The 17132-nt window shown below is 62.3% G+C and carries 14 protein-coding genes and 1 tRNA gene; 7 read left to right on the forward strand and 8 right to left on the reverse strand.

The genetic code is table 11. The features are described 5' to 3' along the window. Window positions 1-108: 108 nt before the first annotated feature. Window positions 109-1950, reverse strand: a complete 1842-nt coding sequence (locus FEZ63_RS04845) for a mechanosensitive ion channel family protein (RefSeq protein WP_162419666.1) — start codon at window positions 1948-1950, stop codon at window positions 109-111. Window positions 1951-2192: 242 nt separating this feature from the next. Continuing rightward, window positions 2193-2269, reverse strand: a tRNA-Arg gene (locus FEZ63_RS04850). A 364-nt stretch (window positions 2270-2633) separates the two neighbouring features. Here FEZ63_RS04850 and FEZ63_RS04855 point away from each other — a divergent pair. Both FEZ63_RS04855 and FEZ63_RS04860 read left to right on the forward strand, forming a co-directional pair. Then, window positions 2634-3812, forward strand: a complete 1179-nt coding sequence (locus FEZ63_RS04855) for a TAXI family TRAP transporter solute-binding subunit (RefSeq protein ID WP_150942513.1) — start codon at window positions 2634-2636, stop codon at window positions 3810-3812. A gap of 28 nt (window positions 3813-3840) precedes the next feature. After that, a complete protein-coding gene (locus FEZ63_RS04860) occupies window positions 3841-5106 on the forward strand; it encodes a hypothetical protein (protein WP_150942514.1) in 1266 nt (421 codons plus the stop codon). A gap of 8 nt (window positions 5107-5114) precedes the next feature. Here the strand turns inward: FEZ63_RS04860 and FEZ63_RS04865 are convergent, their stop codons facing one another. The 6 genes from FEZ63_RS04865 to FEZ63_RS04890 all read right to left on the reverse strand — a co-directional run bounded on the left by FEZ63_RS04865 (window position 5115) and on the right by FEZ63_RS04890 (window position 10685). Then, window positions 5115-5936 (reverse strand): alpha/beta hydrolase, encoded by an 822-nt coding sequence (locus tag FEZ63_RS04865; protein WP_150942515.1) that lies wholly within the window; start codon window positions 5934-5936, stop codon window positions 5115-5117. A 15-nt stretch (window positions 5937-5951) separates the two neighbouring features. Then, window positions 5952-6650, reverse strand: coding sequence for an ABC transporter ATP-binding protein (locus tag FEZ63_RS04870; RefSeq protein WP_150942516.1), 699 nt, complete (start codon window positions 6648-6650; stop codon window positions 5952-5954). Further along, window positions 6650-7399 (reverse strand): ABC transporter ATP-binding protein, encoded by a 750-nt coding sequence (locus FEZ63_RS04875; protein ID WP_150942517.1) that lies wholly within the window; start codon window positions 7397-7399, stop codon window positions 6650-6652. Before FEZ63_RS04875 ends, FEZ63_RS04870 begins: the two co-directional genes overlap by 1 nt. Beyond that, window positions 7392-8423: a branched-chain amino acid ABC transporter permease gene (locus FEZ63_RS04880; protein WP_150942518.1), complete on the reverse strand. Its 1032-nt coding sequence runs from the start codon at window positions 8421-8423 to the stop codon at window positions 7392-7394. The genes FEZ63_RS04875 and FEZ63_RS04880 overlap by 8 nt, the downstream gene beginning before the upstream one ends. Window positions 8424-8432: 9 nt before the next feature. Continuing rightward, on the reverse strand, window positions 8433-9353 hold the full coding sequence (locus tag FEZ63_RS04885) for a branched-chain amino acid ABC transporter permease (RefSeq protein ID WP_150942519.1): 921 nt from the start codon (window positions 9351-9353) through the stop codon (window positions 8433-8435). Between the two features lie 156 nt (window positions 9354-9509). Next, the gene (locus FEZ63_RS04890) at window positions 9510-10685 is read right to left on the reverse strand and encodes an ABC transporter substrate-binding protein (protein WP_150942520.1); all 1176 of its coding nucleotides are present in this window, start codon (window positions 10683-10685) and stop codon (window positions 9510-9512) included. A 250-nt stretch (window positions 10686-10935) separates the two neighbouring features. On the opposite strand from FEZ63_RS04890, the gene FEZ63_RS04895 reads away from it, so the two are divergent. The 5 genes from FEZ63_RS04895 (at window position 10936) to FEZ63_RS04915 (ending at window position 17131) form a co-directional block, all read left to right on the forward strand. After that, window positions 10936-12588, forward strand: a complete 1653-nt coding sequence (locus tag FEZ63_RS04895; protein WP_150942521.1) for a benzoate-CoA ligase family protein — start codon at window positions 10936-10938, stop codon at window positions 12586-12588. A 77-nt stretch (window positions 12589-12665) separates the two neighbouring features. After that, window positions 12666-15020 (forward strand): bifunctional salicylyl-CoA 5-hydroxylase/oxidoreductase, encoded by a 2355-nt coding sequence (locus FEZ63_RS04900; RefSeq protein ID WP_150942522.1) that lies wholly within the window; start codon window positions 12666-12668, stop codon window positions 15018-15020. Window positions 15021-15025: 5 nt separating this feature from the next. After that, the gene (locus FEZ63_RS04905; protein WP_420846262.1) at window positions 15026-15787 is read left to right on the forward strand and encodes an SDR family NAD(P)-dependent oxidoreductase; all 762 of its coding nucleotides are present in this window, start codon (window positions 15026-15028) and stop codon (window positions 15785-15787) included. Between the two features lies 1 nt (window position 15788). Then, on the forward strand, window positions 15789-16298 hold the full coding sequence (locus tag FEZ63_RS04910; protein WP_150942523.1) for a MarR family winged helix-turn-helix transcriptional regulator: 510 nt from the start codon (window positions 15789-15791) through the stop codon (window positions 16296-16298). Beyond that, window positions 16295-17131, forward strand: a complete 837-nt coding sequence (locus FEZ63_RS04915; RefSeq protein WP_150942524.1) for an enoyl-CoA hydratase family protein — start codon at window positions 16295-16297, stop codon at window positions 17129-17131. Before FEZ63_RS04910 ends, FEZ63_RS04915 begins: the two co-directional genes overlap by 4 nt. The last annotated feature ends 1 nt before the right edge of the window (window position 17132 follow it).

Genomic DNA, 17132 nt, shown 5'->3' on the forward strand with positions numbered 1-17132 from the left:
CGCCTCGAGCGCTCTCCGAAATTACAGCCGCCTCGCAAGGCCGCCGGGAAACCTCCCACAAGCCCGTTAACGAACCACCAAGGAAACCGCCACCCGTGACATTGTTTCTCACGGGGCTGTCATTGAGCCGATGGGCTTTGGCACCGCGTGGATGTCGTTCTCGCGGAACGCCTTCTGCACCGCGGTCAATACGGCCTTCTTGACGGCGAATTGCTTGCCGGCACGTGCCTTGAATTTTCCCCGGATGATCAGCGTGCCGTCTTCGACCGCCGAAATTCCCTGACTCTTGAACGGCTCGAGAAGATCCGGGCTCAATTCCGGATCGTCTGCGATCTCCTGCCCGATCGTCTTGAACAGTTTTCTGACCAATTCCACGTCCGTATCGAAGGCGACCCGGAAGACAAGCTTCTCGATGACCCAGCCACGGCTGAAATTGATCACCTTGCCGATCTGGCCATAAGGCACGCTTGCCAGCGCGCCGCGGGCGTTGCGCAGGCTGACCGAACGCACCGAGATTTTCTCGACCGTGCCCTTGGCCCCCGGCGTTTCGATGTATTCGCCGAGCCGGAAGGCGTCGTCGATCAGGAAGAACAGTCCCGAAACCACATCTTTGACGAGCGTCTGGGATCCAAAACCGATGGCAATGCCGAAGATGCTCAAGCCGCCGATGATGGGCCAGACGTTAATGCCAATGGCGACCAGAAACGTCAGGAGCGTCACGGACAGAATGGTCATTTTCACGACCCCGCTCAGAAGCGGCAGAAGCGTGCCGAGACGGGTTCGTGGACCCTCGACCTCCTCCGACGAGGCGCCATGACCCTCCGCCTGCGCCGCGCGGCTTACGAGCGCGCCGACCGCATTCCACAGGAACGCTGCCACCAGCGCGATCAGGCCGAGTTCGGTCACCGATCGGGCAACGGCGGCAGCTTCGACGCCAAACGCCGTCAGCACGGGGACGACCCATAGATAGACAAGGAGGCACAGGATCGCGATTGCGATCACGAACCGCGTCGTGCGGCGTAGCGCCAGGGCGACGATCGAAGTGTCCGGCGAGGCAATTCCGCGCTCGCTCCACCGCGCGACGATGTCATCGAGATGGGGAGCCGCGAGCACGAGAAGGAGCGTGAGCACGATCGCCAGCGGCGGCAAGGGGCGTCCGAGAGTAAACCCGATTTCGAGGACCACCACCGTCAGGACCAGCACCGCGATGGCAATCCATGGCCAACTCGCGGCGAGGCGACGCCGACCGCGCGATTGGGTATCGGGCGGCGCAATCAGCGTGCGGACCGCCGTCCGATGGCGCCAGTAGGCATAAGCGAGAAGAAAGGTGACGGGGGCGGCCACCAACAGGGTGCTGACAAGATCCCTGAAGCCCGGCCCGGCCTGGTAGACCCGCAATGTCGCGCTGATCGAAATGCCGACGAGAGCCCAGAGAATCGCGAAGCTGACGGTGTCGCGGAAGCGATGCGCCGGCGGCGCCGCAACCACGGCCGCTTCCTGATGCTTGGCACCAAACATCGCCATCAATGCAGCGCGCATCAGGCAAAAGAGCGCAATGGCAAACGCCCATATCCGGAGCACGCGCCGAAGGTCGGGATCGGCCGTCGCAAATCGCGTCGCGACGAAAATCAACACGAGAGCCAGCGCCGTCGATGCCACCACCATGGCACCGCGTTTCCAGCCATGATCCTTCCCGATCCGCGACCGCAGGAAAACCCGGATTGCTACGATCAGCAGATAAGTGACAAGCGCTGTGCCCACGAGCAACAGGATCAGAGAGCCGAGCGATAGACCCTTGGCTTGGAGCGTCGCCTGCAGGCTCGTCCAATCTTCCCCCGAATGGCGCAGCGCCGCCAGACGACTGAGAAAACCCCGCTCGAGCGTGCCGGAAGCCTCCTCAAGGTGAGTCATAAGCTCGGTCGGATCATGCATCAGGTCTGTCTCAGCCATCGTTTTCCCCTGTGTTGCGGTGGAGAATAGCGGATTTTTTTCAGCGAGGCGGAGCATTTTGGAAGGTTCCACAGCATCGCTGTGTTGCGCTCGCCTCGACGGCCTCATGCGAGCCGCTTTTGAAGATCGCGGGCGCGTCTCCAACCGCGGCTGGACATGTCAACGAAGGAGCGAACCGGGATCGCCCAATTCGAGACCCCAACCGGACTGCCGCGAATGGTGATTTGATGGTCGAGGAAATTTGGCGCACCCGACACGATTCGAACGTGTGACCTTTGCCTTCGGAGGGCAACGCTCTATCCAGCTGAGCTACGGGTGCTTGAGGCCGTGGACCTGATGATTTCACTACCCGATTGAGGCAGAGAGGGCAACCTCCTGGCGACCTGCCGTGGCCTTTCCCTGCTGGGCGTTGAGATTGTTCTCCGTCCGGGGGGTTCAAAATAAGTAAGTCTTCGCTCATCAGGAAAAAACATAATACTGTATTTGGCATCTCAGCTATTCCTGTAGCTCTTTTGGATTATTGGTTTCCCTACGACAGCGTATTGACCAACCGATTGATCGGCTTACGGTAATCGTCATCTGGCTTCTATTCTTGAAGTCAGCGAGAGAGTACATGAGCGCAACCCGGGAAAGTCGGCGTTTTAGGCCGACGCGGTTCAAGCGCCAGTTCTGGGAGGACTAATATGTCGAGGAGAGTTCCCGGCGGCATCTTCGCCGATGATCCGTTGAACGATCGATCGAGCGCCGGCGCGAGGCTGTGGCAAGCCGCCGTCGTCGCTCTCTCGCTTCTCGCCGGCAGCCTCGAGGCATCGGCTCAGCCGGCGCCGCTTTCAAATTCGGCCCGTATCAATTCGGGTACCGTCGGCATCATCTCGGGCGGGGCCGATGGCACGTACATCCGCATTGCGGCCGATCTGGCAAATGTCCTCGACGGCGATGACTTGCGTGTGCTTCCGATCATCGGGCGAGGGTCGCTGCAAAACCTGCGCGACGTGATGTTCCTGCGCGGCGTCGATATCGGCATCGTGCAGATGGATGCCCGCGAGCAGTTGAAAGCCGAGAACCTTCAAAACGACGCGGTCCGAAAACTGCGTTTCATCACGCGCCTCTACAACGAGGAAGTTCACATCCTCACCGGTCGGGACATCACGGACATCCGTCAACTCGATGGCCGCAAGGTCAATATCGACAAGGCGGGAAGCGGCACGAATCTGACGGCACGGATCATCTTCGACAAACTGGGTATTAAGCCTGAACTCACGACCTTCGATCAGGGCTCATCCTACGAACGATTGCGGGCAGGCGAGATCCAGGCCGCCGTCTATGTCGCTGGTCGGCCGGTTCGCGCGATGGCGGAGTTTCAGGCAGAGGGACGGTTTCACCTGCTGCCGATCCCGTTCGAGGGAGAGATCGCCGAGACCTACTTCCCGGCTCGCCTCGCAAACACCGACTATCCCCGGCTGATCGATGCGGACAAGCCTGTCGAGACGCTCGCCGTCGGCAGCCTCCTGGCGGCCTTCAACTGGCCCGAGAATTCGGACCGCTACAACCGCGTCAGGAAGTTCGTCAACGCGTTCTTCTCGCGGTTCGACGAATTCCTGCAGCCCGGCCGCCATCCGAAATGGAAAGAAGTCAATCTGGCGGCCGAAGTGCCGGGATGGCAGCGGGTGAGACCGGCCCAGGACTGGCTCGACCGGCTCACGACCAGCGCGACCGGTTCTCAGCTGCAGAATTTCGAGGCATTCCTCAGCAGCCGCGGAGCCATGGTTACACCCGCCCAGCGCGAAATCCTCTTCCGGGATTTCCTTGCATGGCAGACCGAACGCCAGAGAGCAGCGCGGGGGAGCGCCCGCCAGAACTAGGCGATGGAAAAACAAAAAGAGGTCCGAGATGATTGGACGAAACTCTTCGACATTGCGTCTCACATTGATTGCGGGTTTAAGTGCGTTTCTGGTCGCGGGCGAAGTGCGAGCTGAAACTCAGGTGGGCGTTCAGCCGGGCCAGCAATCTGCGCCGGATCGCGAGCGGCCTCCGATCAGTCCCGAGGAGATCCGCTCGCTGCTGCCGCTGCTCGTGCCTATGCCGGAGCAGAAGCAGCTCGCGGGAGAGTTGCGGGCATTCCTTCGCAGCGGCGACGTGAGGTCTGCGGCGAACAAGCTTACCGTCGCAATCGAGGTCGGCACATTGGCGTCGATCCTTCTCGATTGGGTGTCTCATCCGGCATTGATGGCGGCTTTGCAAAGCCTACCCGACGATCTGGGAGACGCGGCGTCGGCCTTGAGTCAGCCTGCGGCGGTGAACGCCGTGGAGACAACCGCACTGGAAGAGGCATTGGAGACTGAGCGTGAGCGCGCCGCTGCTCTCGCGAACGAATTGCATACGGTCAACCGCGACTTCCAGGCCTTGAAAACCTCGCGGGAACAGGACGCCGCATCCATGTCCGCCGCGACCACTGAATTGCAGGCCTCATTGAAACGCCAGGAAGAGCGGGCGGAGGCGGCGGCGCGCGAACTCGCGGCGGTTAGCAAAGAGCTCGCGACTCTCCGCGCCGCGCGACAGCGTGAATCCATGTCCGCCGCAAGCGAAATCGCAAATCTTCAGCAGGCGCTGGTGCGCGAGAGGGAGCGTGGCGACGACGTGGCGCGCGAGTGGGCGGCGAGGGTCGACGAGATGCGAGCGCTTCAGGAAACCACGGAGAGGCAGGAGGTCAAAGCTAACCGGTGGGTGTTTTCGCTGGAAGGCATCGCGATGGCAGGTCCGGCCGATGATTCTGCAGGACGGCAATCTGTTGTCACCACCGGGGCCATCGCGGCACCCGTCGATGGCGAGGCTGCCACGTCGGCGGCAGCGTCCGACAAGAACGCGATAGCGCGGGCCACACCGCCTTTGCCGTCAGACGACCGCCTCATCGCGAGGGCGGAAGCGCTGTTTCGCAGCGGCGACGTCAGCGGCGCGCGCCTCCTGCTCGAACGGGCACAGGAAGACGGCAACGCACAAGCGACGTTCCTGCTCGCAGAGACATTCGATCCCAATGCCCTGTCGACCATCGGAGCCGTCGGTATCCGAAGCGACCCCGAACGAGCCCGGGAGCTCTACCGCCATGCCCTGGCGCTCGGGGTCGTGCGGGCGACTGCGCGCGTGGAAGCCTTGAAGTAGAAAGTCGGTCACGCATCCGCCGCAAGCGAGACGAGGATATCCACCAGCGGATCGCTCGGGTCGGCAAGACCCACCATCACGTCGAAATGATGAGCGCCCCGCACGATGTGAACGCGGGCATCGACCCCGGCCGCGCTCCATCTTTCAACCACCTCTCTCGATTGGCGGAAATACTCGCTGCTTTCGGCCCCGCCCACCACGGCAACGAGCCGTCCATCCTGGGGTGGGGTCAAGTGAAGCGGGCTCAGGCGGTGCGCCTCCTCGGGCCTCAGGCCCAATGCGGCGTTGACGGATGTGGAGACGAGCGGCGCGAGGTCGAACAATCCCGAGATCGGCATGCCGACGCGGATCGGTCGCCGCGACCCGCCGGGCCGCGCCATCAGGCAGGCCGCCAGATGACCGCCGGCGGAATGCCCCGCCGCCACCAGCGGCCGCTGCGTGCGTTCGGCGATGAAATCCGATGCTCTCTCGATGCAACCGACAATCTCGGCAAGACTTGCCGACGGAGCGAGATCGTAACTCGGCACGGCGACGGTCAGCCCTCGCATGTTGGCGCCCCGCGCCAGATGACTTGCTGAGGATTTATCGAGCGCCTGCCAATAACCGCCATGGATCACCAACACGACCGGCCCACCTGCCTCGTCGTCGGGGTGGAAGAAATCCACACGGTGCCGCTCGCCGGGGCCATAGGCGAGATCAAGCTCGCAGCGTGCGCTGCCGCGGTAGGCCGCCGCGTCGCGATACCATGCGGCGATGTGCACGCCGTGGTCGGGCACGCGCGCCCGGTTGTTGTATTCGGCCTCGAGATCGATCTCGGCATTGGGCATCATGCGAGCCTGCTCCGTTCAGACGTGAAGATATCGATCTTTCAAACCCGCGTCGCTGCTCAGTTCAGCGCTCGTGCCTGTCCACACCGAGCGGCCCTTTTCGATGATCACATGCCGATCGGCAAAATGCGTCAACGCATCCACATTCTTGTCGATGACCAGGATCGATTGATGCTCGCTTCTGAGTCGCTTCAGACAATCCCAGATTTCTGCGCGGATCAACGGCGCCAAGCCTTCGGTCGCCTCGTCGAGGATCATGAGTTTCGGGTTGGTCATCAGCGCGCGACCGATCGCCAGCATCTGCTGCTCGCCTCCGGAAAGCTGCATTCCGAAATTGCCGCGGCGCTCCTTCAAGCGGGGAAAGAGATGATAGACGGCGTCGAGGGTCCAGCGCCGCGAGCCATGGCGCGCCGCAGCCGTTGCCACAAGATTTTCCTCGACCGTCAGCGTCGGAAAAATCTGCCGGCCCTCGGGTACGAGGCCAATCCCAGCTTGCGCCACATGAAACGGCTCGCGGCCAGTGACGAGGCGGCCCTCGAACATCACCTCGCCGGCCTTAGGGCGAAGCAGACCCATGATGGAACGGATCGTCGTGGTCTTGCCCATGCCGTTCCGACCCAACAGGGTGACGACCTCGCCGGCCTTCACCTCCAGCGACACGTCGAACAGGACCTGGGCGGCGCCATAGGATGCCTGCAAGTGCCGGACCGACAGCATCAGACTTCCTCGCCGAGATAGGCGGTTCGCACCTCGGCGTTGGCGCGAATCGCAACCGGTGTATCGGTGGCAATGACGCGTCCATACACGAGGACGCTGACCCGGTCCGCGAGTGAAAACACCGCATCCATGTCATGCTCGATAAGCACGATCGTGATGCGGCTCTTCAGGGCTCTGAGAGTCTCCACGACACGCTGCGAATCGTCGTGGCCGGTTCCGGCCAACGGCTCGTCGAGAAGAAGCAGCCTCGGCCTGGTCGCCAGGGCGATGGCAAGTTCGAGCTGGCGTTTCTCGCCATGCGACAGAAAACCCGCTGTCGCGAAAGCGCGATCGCCGAGCCCCACTTGTTCGAGACAATCCATGGCGAGCTCGTTCAGTCCCCGTTCGCGAGATGCATCGCCAAAGAACCGGAAGCTGGAGCCGGAGCGCGCCTGAACCGCGAGCGCGACATTCTCGAGAGCGGAGAAACCGGGCAGGATCGAGGTAATCTGGAACGACCGCGCGAGCCCGCGCCTGACGCGCTCATGCATCGACAAGCGGGTGATGTCCTGGCCACCAAGCAGAACCTCGCCCGACGCCGATGACAGAAAGCCCGATATCTGGTGGATCAGCGTCGTCTTCCCGGCGCCGTTCGGGCCGATGATCGCGTGCAGCTCGCCGGGCTCGACCGCGAGACTGACATCGTCCGTGACGACAAGCGCGCCGAAATTCTTCTTGAGATGCCGCAGTTCGAGCAATGGTTCAACCATGGTGGCCTCGCCGCCATAGCCCCATGATTCCCCCGCGGGCAAACAGCACGATGAGAATCAGCAGCGGCCCGAAGATCATCTTCCAGTTCTCCACCAAGCGCGCACGCATGTCTTCCTGCAGCATGAAGCCGAGGGTGTGCAGAATCTCGGGCAGGAATTCCTCGAGCAGCAGAAATGCCGCCGCTCCGATAATGGCGCCATGCAGGGTGCCAAGCCCACCGAGCACGACCATGAAGATCAGCTCGCCCGAGCGCTGCCACGTCATGTAGGCGGGGCTGACGAACTCGGTCTGGTTGGCGAGCAGGCAGCCGGCAAGACCCGCCATCATGCCGCTGAGCACGTAAGCCGCCAGTTGGTAGCGAAATGGCTGGAACCCGATCGCCTCCATGCGCACGCTGTTCTCGCGCGTTCCCCGCAAGACGCGCCCGAACCGCGACGCCACGACGGCGCGCGCGAGTGCGTACGTAACGAGCAGGCAAAAAAAGCTTGCCCAGTAGAACGCCACGTCGCTCTCGATCAGCGCGGTGCCGGCAACACGGCTGCGTTCCGGAAGCGTCATCCCGTCATCACCGCCGTAGGCTGCGAGCGAGGTGGCGAGAAAGAACAGCATCTGGCCGAACGCCAGCGTGATCATGATGAAATAGACGCCCTTGGTCCGCAGCGAGATGGCGCCGGTCACCAGCCCGAAGCCGGCCGAGGCGGCGAGCGCGACTGGGATCTGCACCAGCGCGTCCTCCGATCCGTGGCTTGCGAGAATGCCGACCGCATAGGCCCCGATCCCCAGGAAGGCCGCGTGCCCGAAGCTGACCAACGCTCCATAGCCAAGGATGAGATCGAGCGACATCGCCGCAAGGCCCAGGATCATCACGCGGGTGAGAAGCGACAGCACGTACCCTTCCGCGCCGGAGGCGGATGCAAGGATCGGTCCCGCGGCGAACACCGCGAACAGGATGACGGGGACGAGTTCAAATCGCCGGCCGAACGGCAGGGCCGGAGCGGATCTCGTTTGCGCAAGTTCTGTCATCGGCCCGTCCTAGCGTTTCGCGGGGAATAGGCCAGCCGGCCGGAAGAACAGGATTGCCGCCATGAAGATGTAAATGAGCATGGGCGCGACCGCACGCCCGGTCTGGCTCGCCGTGGCAGGATCGAGAAACAGCCGCAGCAGATTGGGCGCGAAGGAACGGCCGACCGTATCGACCAGCCCGACCATCAGAGCTGCGAGAAATGCCCCGCGAATCGAGCCGATGCCGCCGATCACGATGACGACGAAAGCAAGGATCAGGATGTTGTCGCCCATGCCCGGCTCGACTGACAGGATCGGCGCCACCATGGCGCCCGCGAATCCCGCCAGCATGGCGCCGAAGCCGAACACGATCATGAACAACCGTCGGATATTGACGCCGAGGGCTGAGACCATGGGGGCATTCGACGCGCCTGCGCGCACCAACATGCCCACTCGCGTGTGGTTGACCAGAACGTAAAGCAAGGCCGCGACCGCGAGGCCCGCGACGATGATGGCAAGGCGATAGACCGGATAGAGCAGGCCATCCGCGAGCTCGACCGAACCCGACAGCCATTCGGGAGCAGGCACATTCAGAGGCGCCGCGCCCCAGACGAATTTTACGCCCTGGTTCAGAAACAGGATGACGCCGAATGTGGCGAGCACCTGGTCGAGGTGATCGCGATCATACAGGTGACGGAAGACCAGCGCCTCGAGCAACAACCCGACTGCCAGTGCGGATGGCAGTGCCAGCAGCAGCGCCCATCCGAAATTCCCCGTCCACGCGCTGAACGCCGCCATCAGATAGGCGCCCACCATGTACTGGACGCCGTGCGCCAGATTGATGAAGTCCATGACGCCGAAAACGAGCGTGAGACCGGCGGCGATCAGGAAAAGAATGAGTCCGAACTGGAGACCGTTCAGCGATTGGACGAAGAGAAGTGTCGGTGTCATAGGCGCTTCACTGGGTACGACACATGCACGAGCCGATGCCTCGCTGGCCGCTTGAGGCACACGAGAGGTCGATGAGCTTGCGCGTCGACAGGGGCCCGCCTCGTCCCTGACATGAGATTGGAACGAGGCGAGGCAAGAAGTGGCAAGAGCCGAGGCCTAGTTCGTCGCCGCGCATTCCTTGGCATAGGCATCCGTGTAGTCATCGAAGACTTTCTCGACGATTTCGGTCTGGAACTTGCCATCGGGGCGCTTTGCCGCTTTCACGAGATAGAAGTCCTGTACCGGAAAGCCGTTGGCGCCGATCTTGAAGTCGCCGCGCAGAGATTTGAAATCGGCCTTCTTGAGGGCTGCACGCAACGCGTCCTTGTTGTCGGTCTTGCCGCCGGTTGCCTTCAAGGCGCTGTCGATCAGCAAGGCAGCGTCGTAGGCGTGCATGGAATAGGACCCCGGAACCGAGTTGTACGCCGCCTCGTAATCTGCGACGAATTTCTTGTTCTGCGGCGTGTCGAGGTTTGGCGCCCAGTTGGAGCCCCCGAACATTCCGATGGCCGCATCCTGTTGGGCCGGCAAGGTGGATTCATCGACCGTGAACGCGGACAGGAACGGAATGCGGTCGGCAAGACCCGCCGCGCGATATTGCTTGACCAGATTCACGCCCATGCCGCCCGGCATGAAGGTAAAGATCGCATCCGGCTTCAGCGATGCGATCTTGGCAAGCTCGGACTGGAAATCCAGGTTGTTCAGAGGAACGTAGGATTCCTCGATGATCTCGCCCTTGAAGTGCCGCTTGAAGCCCGCGAGCGCGTCCTTGCCAGCCTGATAGTTCGGCGCGAGCAGATAAACCTTCTTGTAGCCGCGATCCTGCGCCACCTTTCCGAGAACCTCGTGGTTCTGATCGTTCTGGTAGGAGGTCGCAAAGAAATAGGGGCTGCAGCTCTTGCCGGCGAGGTTGGAAGGGCCGGCATTGGAGCTGATATAGAACGTGTTCGAGTCGACGATCGGTTTGTGAACCGCAACCGCCACGTTCGAGAAGATCGGTCCGACGACGAAATCCACCTTGTCGCGTTCAAGAAGGCCCTTGACCTTCGTCACGGCGACGTCGGGCTTGAGCTCATCGTCCACGACGATCACCTCGACATCGCGCCCGCCGAGCTTGCCACCGAGGTCCTTCACCGCGAGTTGGAACCCGTCGCGCGCCTGTTGGCCGAGCACGGCCGAAGGGCCCGAAAGAGTGAGGAGCAAGCCGATTTTCACCTTCTCCTGGGCCAGCGCGGGTGTTGCTGCGAGGCCGAGGACGGCGGCAACGCCGAGGGTCTTGATAGTCACATTCATGCCATTCTCCCGATTGTGAGTTCCCCGCGCACGGTTTGCCGTGCGGCGTGTTCGTTGTCCGCCGCGACGTCCGTCGCCATGGCGATGGTCGGCGCTAATGTAGCCGCAATTCCAGCCTTCAGAATACTCCTATTCGGCAGCCTGCCAGCGCAAGGGTTTCTGTTCGGCATTGCCAAAACATTATTTGAAGCTTTAAATAAATATCGGATTTCTTCAAGCGGCTTATTTCCGCCCCGCAGAGGAACGGACGATGGCGTACACGGCTCATCTCGATTGCTTCGCGCGCGACAATCTCCCGCCTCGGGACCAATGGCCCACTTTGCTGTTTACACGTCCGGAACTGCAATATCCTGACCGCCTCAATTGCGCCGAGGCGTTTCTCGACCGCTGGATACGCGAGGGGCGGGCGGGCGAGCCGTGTCTTGTCAGCCCCGGGCAAACCCTTACCTATGGCGAGTTGCACCAGCAGGTGAACCGGATCTGCAACGTGCTCGTGGAGAAGCTTGGCTTCGTGACCGGCAACCGCGTGCTGCTGCGGTCGGCCAACAACCCGATGATGGTGGCGATCTACCTCGCGGTGCTGAAAGCCGGCGGGATCGTGGTGGCGACCATGCCACTGCTGCGCGCCAAAGAAATCGCCTACCCCGCGATCAGGGCCGGCATTAGCCTGGCGTTCTGCGACCACCGGTTGGCGGACGAGATGGAGACGGCAAGATCCTTCGCGCCGGAACTCGAGCGGATCGTGTATTGGGGGTCCGGTGCGCCCGACAGCCTGGAAATGCTGATGGATGCCGCCTCGCCGCACTTCGAGCCCGTTGAAACCGCCGCCGACGATGTGGCCCTGATCGGTTTTACCTCGGGTACCACCGGCGAGCCGAAAGGCACCATGCACTTTCACCGTGACCTCCTGGCGATCTGCGATGCCTATGGGCGCAACGTCCTGCAAGCCGGACCTGGCGATCGCTTCATTGGTTCGCCGCCGCTGGCTTTTACCTTCGGCCTTGGCGGCATCGTGCTTTTCCCGATGCGCGTCGGTGCGTCGACCGTCCTCATCGAAAAGGCGGGGCCGGAGGATCTGCTCTCGGCTATCGCACAATACCGGGCAAGCGTCTGTTTCACCGCGCCCACGGCCTACCGGGCGATGCTGCCGAAGCTGAAGGACCACGACATCTCAAGCTTGCGCAAATGCGTTTCCGCCGGAGAGCCGTTGCCGAAGGACACTTTCGATTCATGGCAGGCGGCGACAGGCCTGAAGTTGATGGACGGCATCGGCGCCACCGAAATGCTGCACATCTTCATCGCGGCGACCGAGAGCGAGATCCGCCCCGGCGCCACGGGCAAGCCGGTGCCCGGCTATGAGGCGAAGGTCGTCGACGACGAAGGTCTGACGGTTCCTCCGGGCACCATCGGTCGCCTCGCCGTGCGTGGACCGACCGGTTGTCGTTATCTGGCCGATGACCGGCAGCGCCGCTACGTGCAGGACGGCTGGAACATGACCGGGGACACCTACATCATGGATGCGGACGGCTATTACTGGTATCAGGCCCGCTCCGACGACATGATCGTGTCGTCCGGTTACAACATCGCCGGACCGGAGGTCGAGGCGGCGCTTCTGACCCATGCGGCGGTTGCCGAATGCGGAGTCGTGGCAGCGCCGGACGCCGAGCGCGGCATGATCGTGAAGGCGTTCGTCGTCCTGCGTTCGGATTTCACGCCCAGTGAGAACCTGACAAAAATGCTGCAGGAGCACGTGAAGGCGGAGATCGCCCCTTATAAATACCCCCGCGCCATCGAATATGTGGACGCGCTCCCGCGGACCCAGACCGGAAAGCTCCAACGATTCGCGCTTCGCCGGATTGCAGAGAGTCATGAGAGCCGCCAGGACGCAAAATCCTTTGCCTGACGGGTTTGCGATCGAAGTTGCCTGCAAATTATTTTAAGCTTATAATAAAATCTGATCGACGCAATGGTATGATGCTCATGAAGACGGCGATAATCGGCGGCGGCCCCGCGGGGCTTTATTTCGCGATCCTGCAAAAGAAGCAGTGGCCGCATGCGGACATCACTGTCTATGAACGCAATCGCGCCGACGAGACATTCGGCTTTGGCGTCGTCTTTTCCGACGCGACCCTCGATAACTTCGAGAAATACGACCGGCCGAGCTACGAGCGTATCACGCGCGAATTCGCCTATTGGGATGATATCGCGATCCACTTCAAGGGCACCGAGCATCGCATCGGCGGCAACGGTTTCTGCGGCTGCTCGCGCCGGACCCTGCTCCTTATCCTGCAGGAGCGCGCCTCCAGCCTCGGCGTCAAGTTGCGCTATGAGGCCGATGTGGACGATGAGCGCCAGTTTGGCGATGCCGATCTGGTGGTCATTGCGGATGGCGCCAACAGCCGTTTTCGAGACCATTTCGCCGAACATTTCGAACCCGAGGTCGATCTGCGTCCGAACAAGTTCGCGTGGATGGGTTCGACCAGACCGCTCGACGCGTTCACGTTCATCTTCCAGGACACCGAGTGGGGGCCATTCATCGCGCACGCCTACCAATACGAACCCAACCGGTCGACCTGGGTTTTCGAGACCGACCCCGAGACGTTTGTCCGGGCGGGACTTGCCGAGAAGAGCGAGGCCGAGGGCGCGGCGCTCATGGAGCGAATCTTCGGCTGGTTCCTCGGCGATCATAAAATTCTGATCAATCGCTCGATCTGGCGCAATTTCCCGATGATCCGCAACAAGCGCTGGGTGATGGGCAACAAGGTTTTGATCGGCGACGCGAAGGCGACGGCACACTTTTCCATCGGCTCCGGCACGAAGCTTGCGATGGAGGACGCCATCGCCCTCTTCGAGGCCTTCAAGCGCGATCCCAGCGTGACCGGCGCTTTGTCGCTCTATGAGACCGGACGCCGCGAAGAGGTCGAAAAGACCCAGCACGCCGCCGATGTGTCGCTGGTCTGGTTCGAGCATCTGGCGCGCTTCTGGGATTTCGACCCGGTGCAGTTCTCGTTCGGCGTCATGACGCGCGCCAAGGCGATCACCTATGACAACCTCCGCCTGCGGGCGCCTGCCTTCGTCGCGGCCGTCGACCGGATGTTTGCCCAGCAGGTTCGCCAGAGCGGCTTCGACGTGCCTGTCGATGAGCCCGACGTGCCGATGTTCCAGCCCCTCCGCTTGCGCGAGATGGTCCTGGACAATCGGGTCGTCGTGTCGCCGATGGACATGTACTCGGCCGAAGAAGGTGTTCCAGGCGACTGGCATCTCGTGCATTACGGCGCACGGGCAACCGGAGGGGCGGGACTCGTCTTCACCGAAATGACCTGCATCTCGCCTGAATCGCGCATCACGCTCGGCTGCACCGGATTGTGGAACGACGAGCAGGAGACGGCCTGGACGCGGATCGTCGATTTCGTGCACAGCCACTCGGCCGCGAAATTCTGTCTGCAACTCGGACATTCGGGACGTAAGGGCGCCACGAAGCTCATGTGGGAGGGCATCGACCGGCCGCTCGAGGAGGGCGCCTGGGACATTTGTTCGGCATCTCCAATCCCCTATTTCCCCGACAGCCAGGTCCCGCGCGAATTGTCTCGCGCCGACATGGACCTTATCAAGACGCAGTTCGTCGAAGCGGCTGAGCGGGGGAACCGTGCGGGATTCGACATGCTCGAACTGCATTGCGCTCACGGCTATCTGATGGCCAGTTTCATCTCGCCCCTGACGAACTGCCGGACTGACGAGTATGGCGGCTCGATCGAGAACCGCCTGCGCTTCCCGCTTGAAGTGTTTGACGCCATGCGTGAGGTATGGCCGGCGCACAAGCCCATGTCGGTTCGTCTTTCGGCAACCGATTGGGCCGAAGGCGGCGTGACGGGCGACGTGGCGGTTGAAGTGGCGCGCGCTTTTGCGCAGCACGGCGTTGATCTCGTCGACGTGTCGGCCGGACAGACGGTCTCCGAAGCTCGTCCGATCTACGGCCGCATGTTCCAGACCCCGTTCTCGGATCAGATCCGCAACGAGGCTCAGGTCGCCACAATGTGCGTCGGCAACATCACGACCGCCGATCAGGTCAATACCATCCTGGCGGCTGGTCGCGCCGATCTGGTTGCCCTCGGACGACCCCACTTAGTGGACCCGTTCTTCACCATGAAGGCTGCGGCCTGGTATGGTGCCAAGACCATCGATTGCCCAGCGCCGTATCTGGCGGGTAAAGAACAGATCTTCCGCAACTCCGTTCGCGACCGGCAGGACCTCGAGGATCTCAAGATCCGCGGCAAGCCGAAGACGCGGGCGGAACTGAAAATGGAGGCCGGCGAGAAATCTCTCGCGGCGGAATGATGGGCATGGAAAGCTTTGAAGGGCGGCACGCAGTCGTCACCGGCGGCGGCAGGGGCATCGGTCGCGCGATCGCAAAGGCGCTTTGCGAGGCCGGCGCGACGGTGACGATCATCGGGCGCGATCGCGCGACGCTGGAGCGCGCGATGGCCGAGGGGGATGCCCGGAGCGCGGCTGCGGCGGACGTGACCGATGTCGCGGCTGTGCGAGGTGCGATCCGCGATGTGGTCTCGCGCCATGGGCCCGTCGATTTCATGATTGCCAATGCGGGAGGCGCTGCCTCCGTGCCGTTCCTGAAAACGGATCCGGCAATCTTCCGCCAGATGCTGGATGTCAACCTGCTTGGCGTCACGAATGTGACGCAGGCCGTGCTGGGGACGATGACCGAACGCGGTTTCGGACGCATCGTTGCCGTAGCGTCGACAGCGGGGCTCAAGGGCTACTCTTATGTGACCGCCTATTGCGCCGCGAAACATGCGGTGATCGGCTTGGTGCGTGCGCTCGCGATCGAGACGGCCCAAACCGGCGTGACCGTCAATGCCGTCTGCCCGGGATTCACCGACACCGATCTTGTCGCGCAGAGTATCGAGCGCATCATGGCGAAAACCGACAGGTCCCGCGAGCAAGCCCTCAAGGAGCTCGTGAAGCACAACCCGCAGGAGCGCCTCATCGACCCCGCCGAGGTGGCCGATGCGGTGCTCTGGTTGTGTAGCGAAGGCGCACGGTCGGTCACGGGACAAGCCATCGTGGTGGCCGGTGGAGAGATCTGACATGAACAACATCATGATCCCTCTCGACGCCGAAACGAACGCCGTGGAGATGCCGGACGACCATCGTGACGAGTTGCGGCTCTGGCTGCGCCTTCTCACCTGCTCGACCTTGATCGAAGGTGAGATCCGCCGTCGTTTGCGGGATCGGTTCGGGGTAACGCTGCCACGTTTCGACCTCATGGCCCAACTCGACAAGGCGCCGGACGGCATGACCCTCTCCGACCTGTCGAAACGCATGATGGTGTCGAACGGCAACCTGACCGGTCTCGTCGACCGGCTCGTCGCATCGGGTCATATCGACCGCCGCGTTTCCGAGACGGACCGTCGCGCGCAGATGATCAGCCTGACTCCCGCCGGACAATCCGAGTTCCGGACGATCGCGACCGAGCACGAAGGCTGGATTGCCGAACTCTTTGGTGGCTTGAGCCAGAAGGATCAGGCCGATCTCATGCGGCTCCTGGCCAAGACGAAACGATCCGCCCGACAGGCGGTCCACGGGGACGTTGAATGATGCAATATGCCAATTCGGTCACGCTGCCGCTTTCAGGCTACCGCCCCCAGCATTTCCTTCTCGCCGTCGACGGTCCGGTCGCCACCGTGACGCTCAACCGGCCGGACAAGAAAAATCCGCTCACCTTCGAGAGTTATCGCGAATTGACGGACTTTTTCCATGCCTGCGCCAAGGATGACGGCGTCAAGGCGATCGTCATGACCGGATCGGGCGGCAATTTCTCATCCGGCGGCGACGTGTTCGAAATCATCGGGCCGCTGGTCGAGATGAACACGAAGGAACTGACGGCGTTCACGCGCATGACCGGCGAATTGGTGAAGGCCATGCGCGCCGCGCCGCAGCCGATCATCGCCGCCGTCGAAGGAATTTGCGCGGGAGCCGGCGCCATCGTGGCGATGGCATCCGATCTGCGTCTCGCCGCCGCCGACGCGAAGGTTGGGTTTCTGTTCAATAAGGTCGGCCTTGCCGGGTGCGATATGGGCGCCTGCGCCATTCTTCCGCGCATCCTTGGACAGGGGCGCGCTTCCGAACTCCTCTTCACCGGTCGCTTCATGGGCGCGGAGGAAGGCGAACGTTGGGGCTTTTTCAGCCGCATCGTCACGAAATCAAGCGTGCTTGACGAGGCGCAGGTCCTCGCACGCCAGATCGGCACCGGCCCCACCTACGCCAACGCCATGACCAAACGGATGCTCGCCATGGAATGGGCGATGTCCGTCGAGGAGGCCATCGAAGCCGAGGCGATCGCGCAAGCCTTGTGCATGACGACGGAGGATTTCGCCCGCGCCTATCGCGCCTTCGCGGCTAAAGAGAAGCCCGTTTTCCGGGGAGATTGAC

Source organism: Microvirga brassicacearum (genome assembly GCF_008757455.1).
In the GTDB taxonomy this organism is placed as follows: domain Bacteria; phylum Pseudomonadota; class Alphaproteobacteria; order Rhizobiales; family Beijerinckiaceae; genus Microvirga; species Microvirga brassicacearum.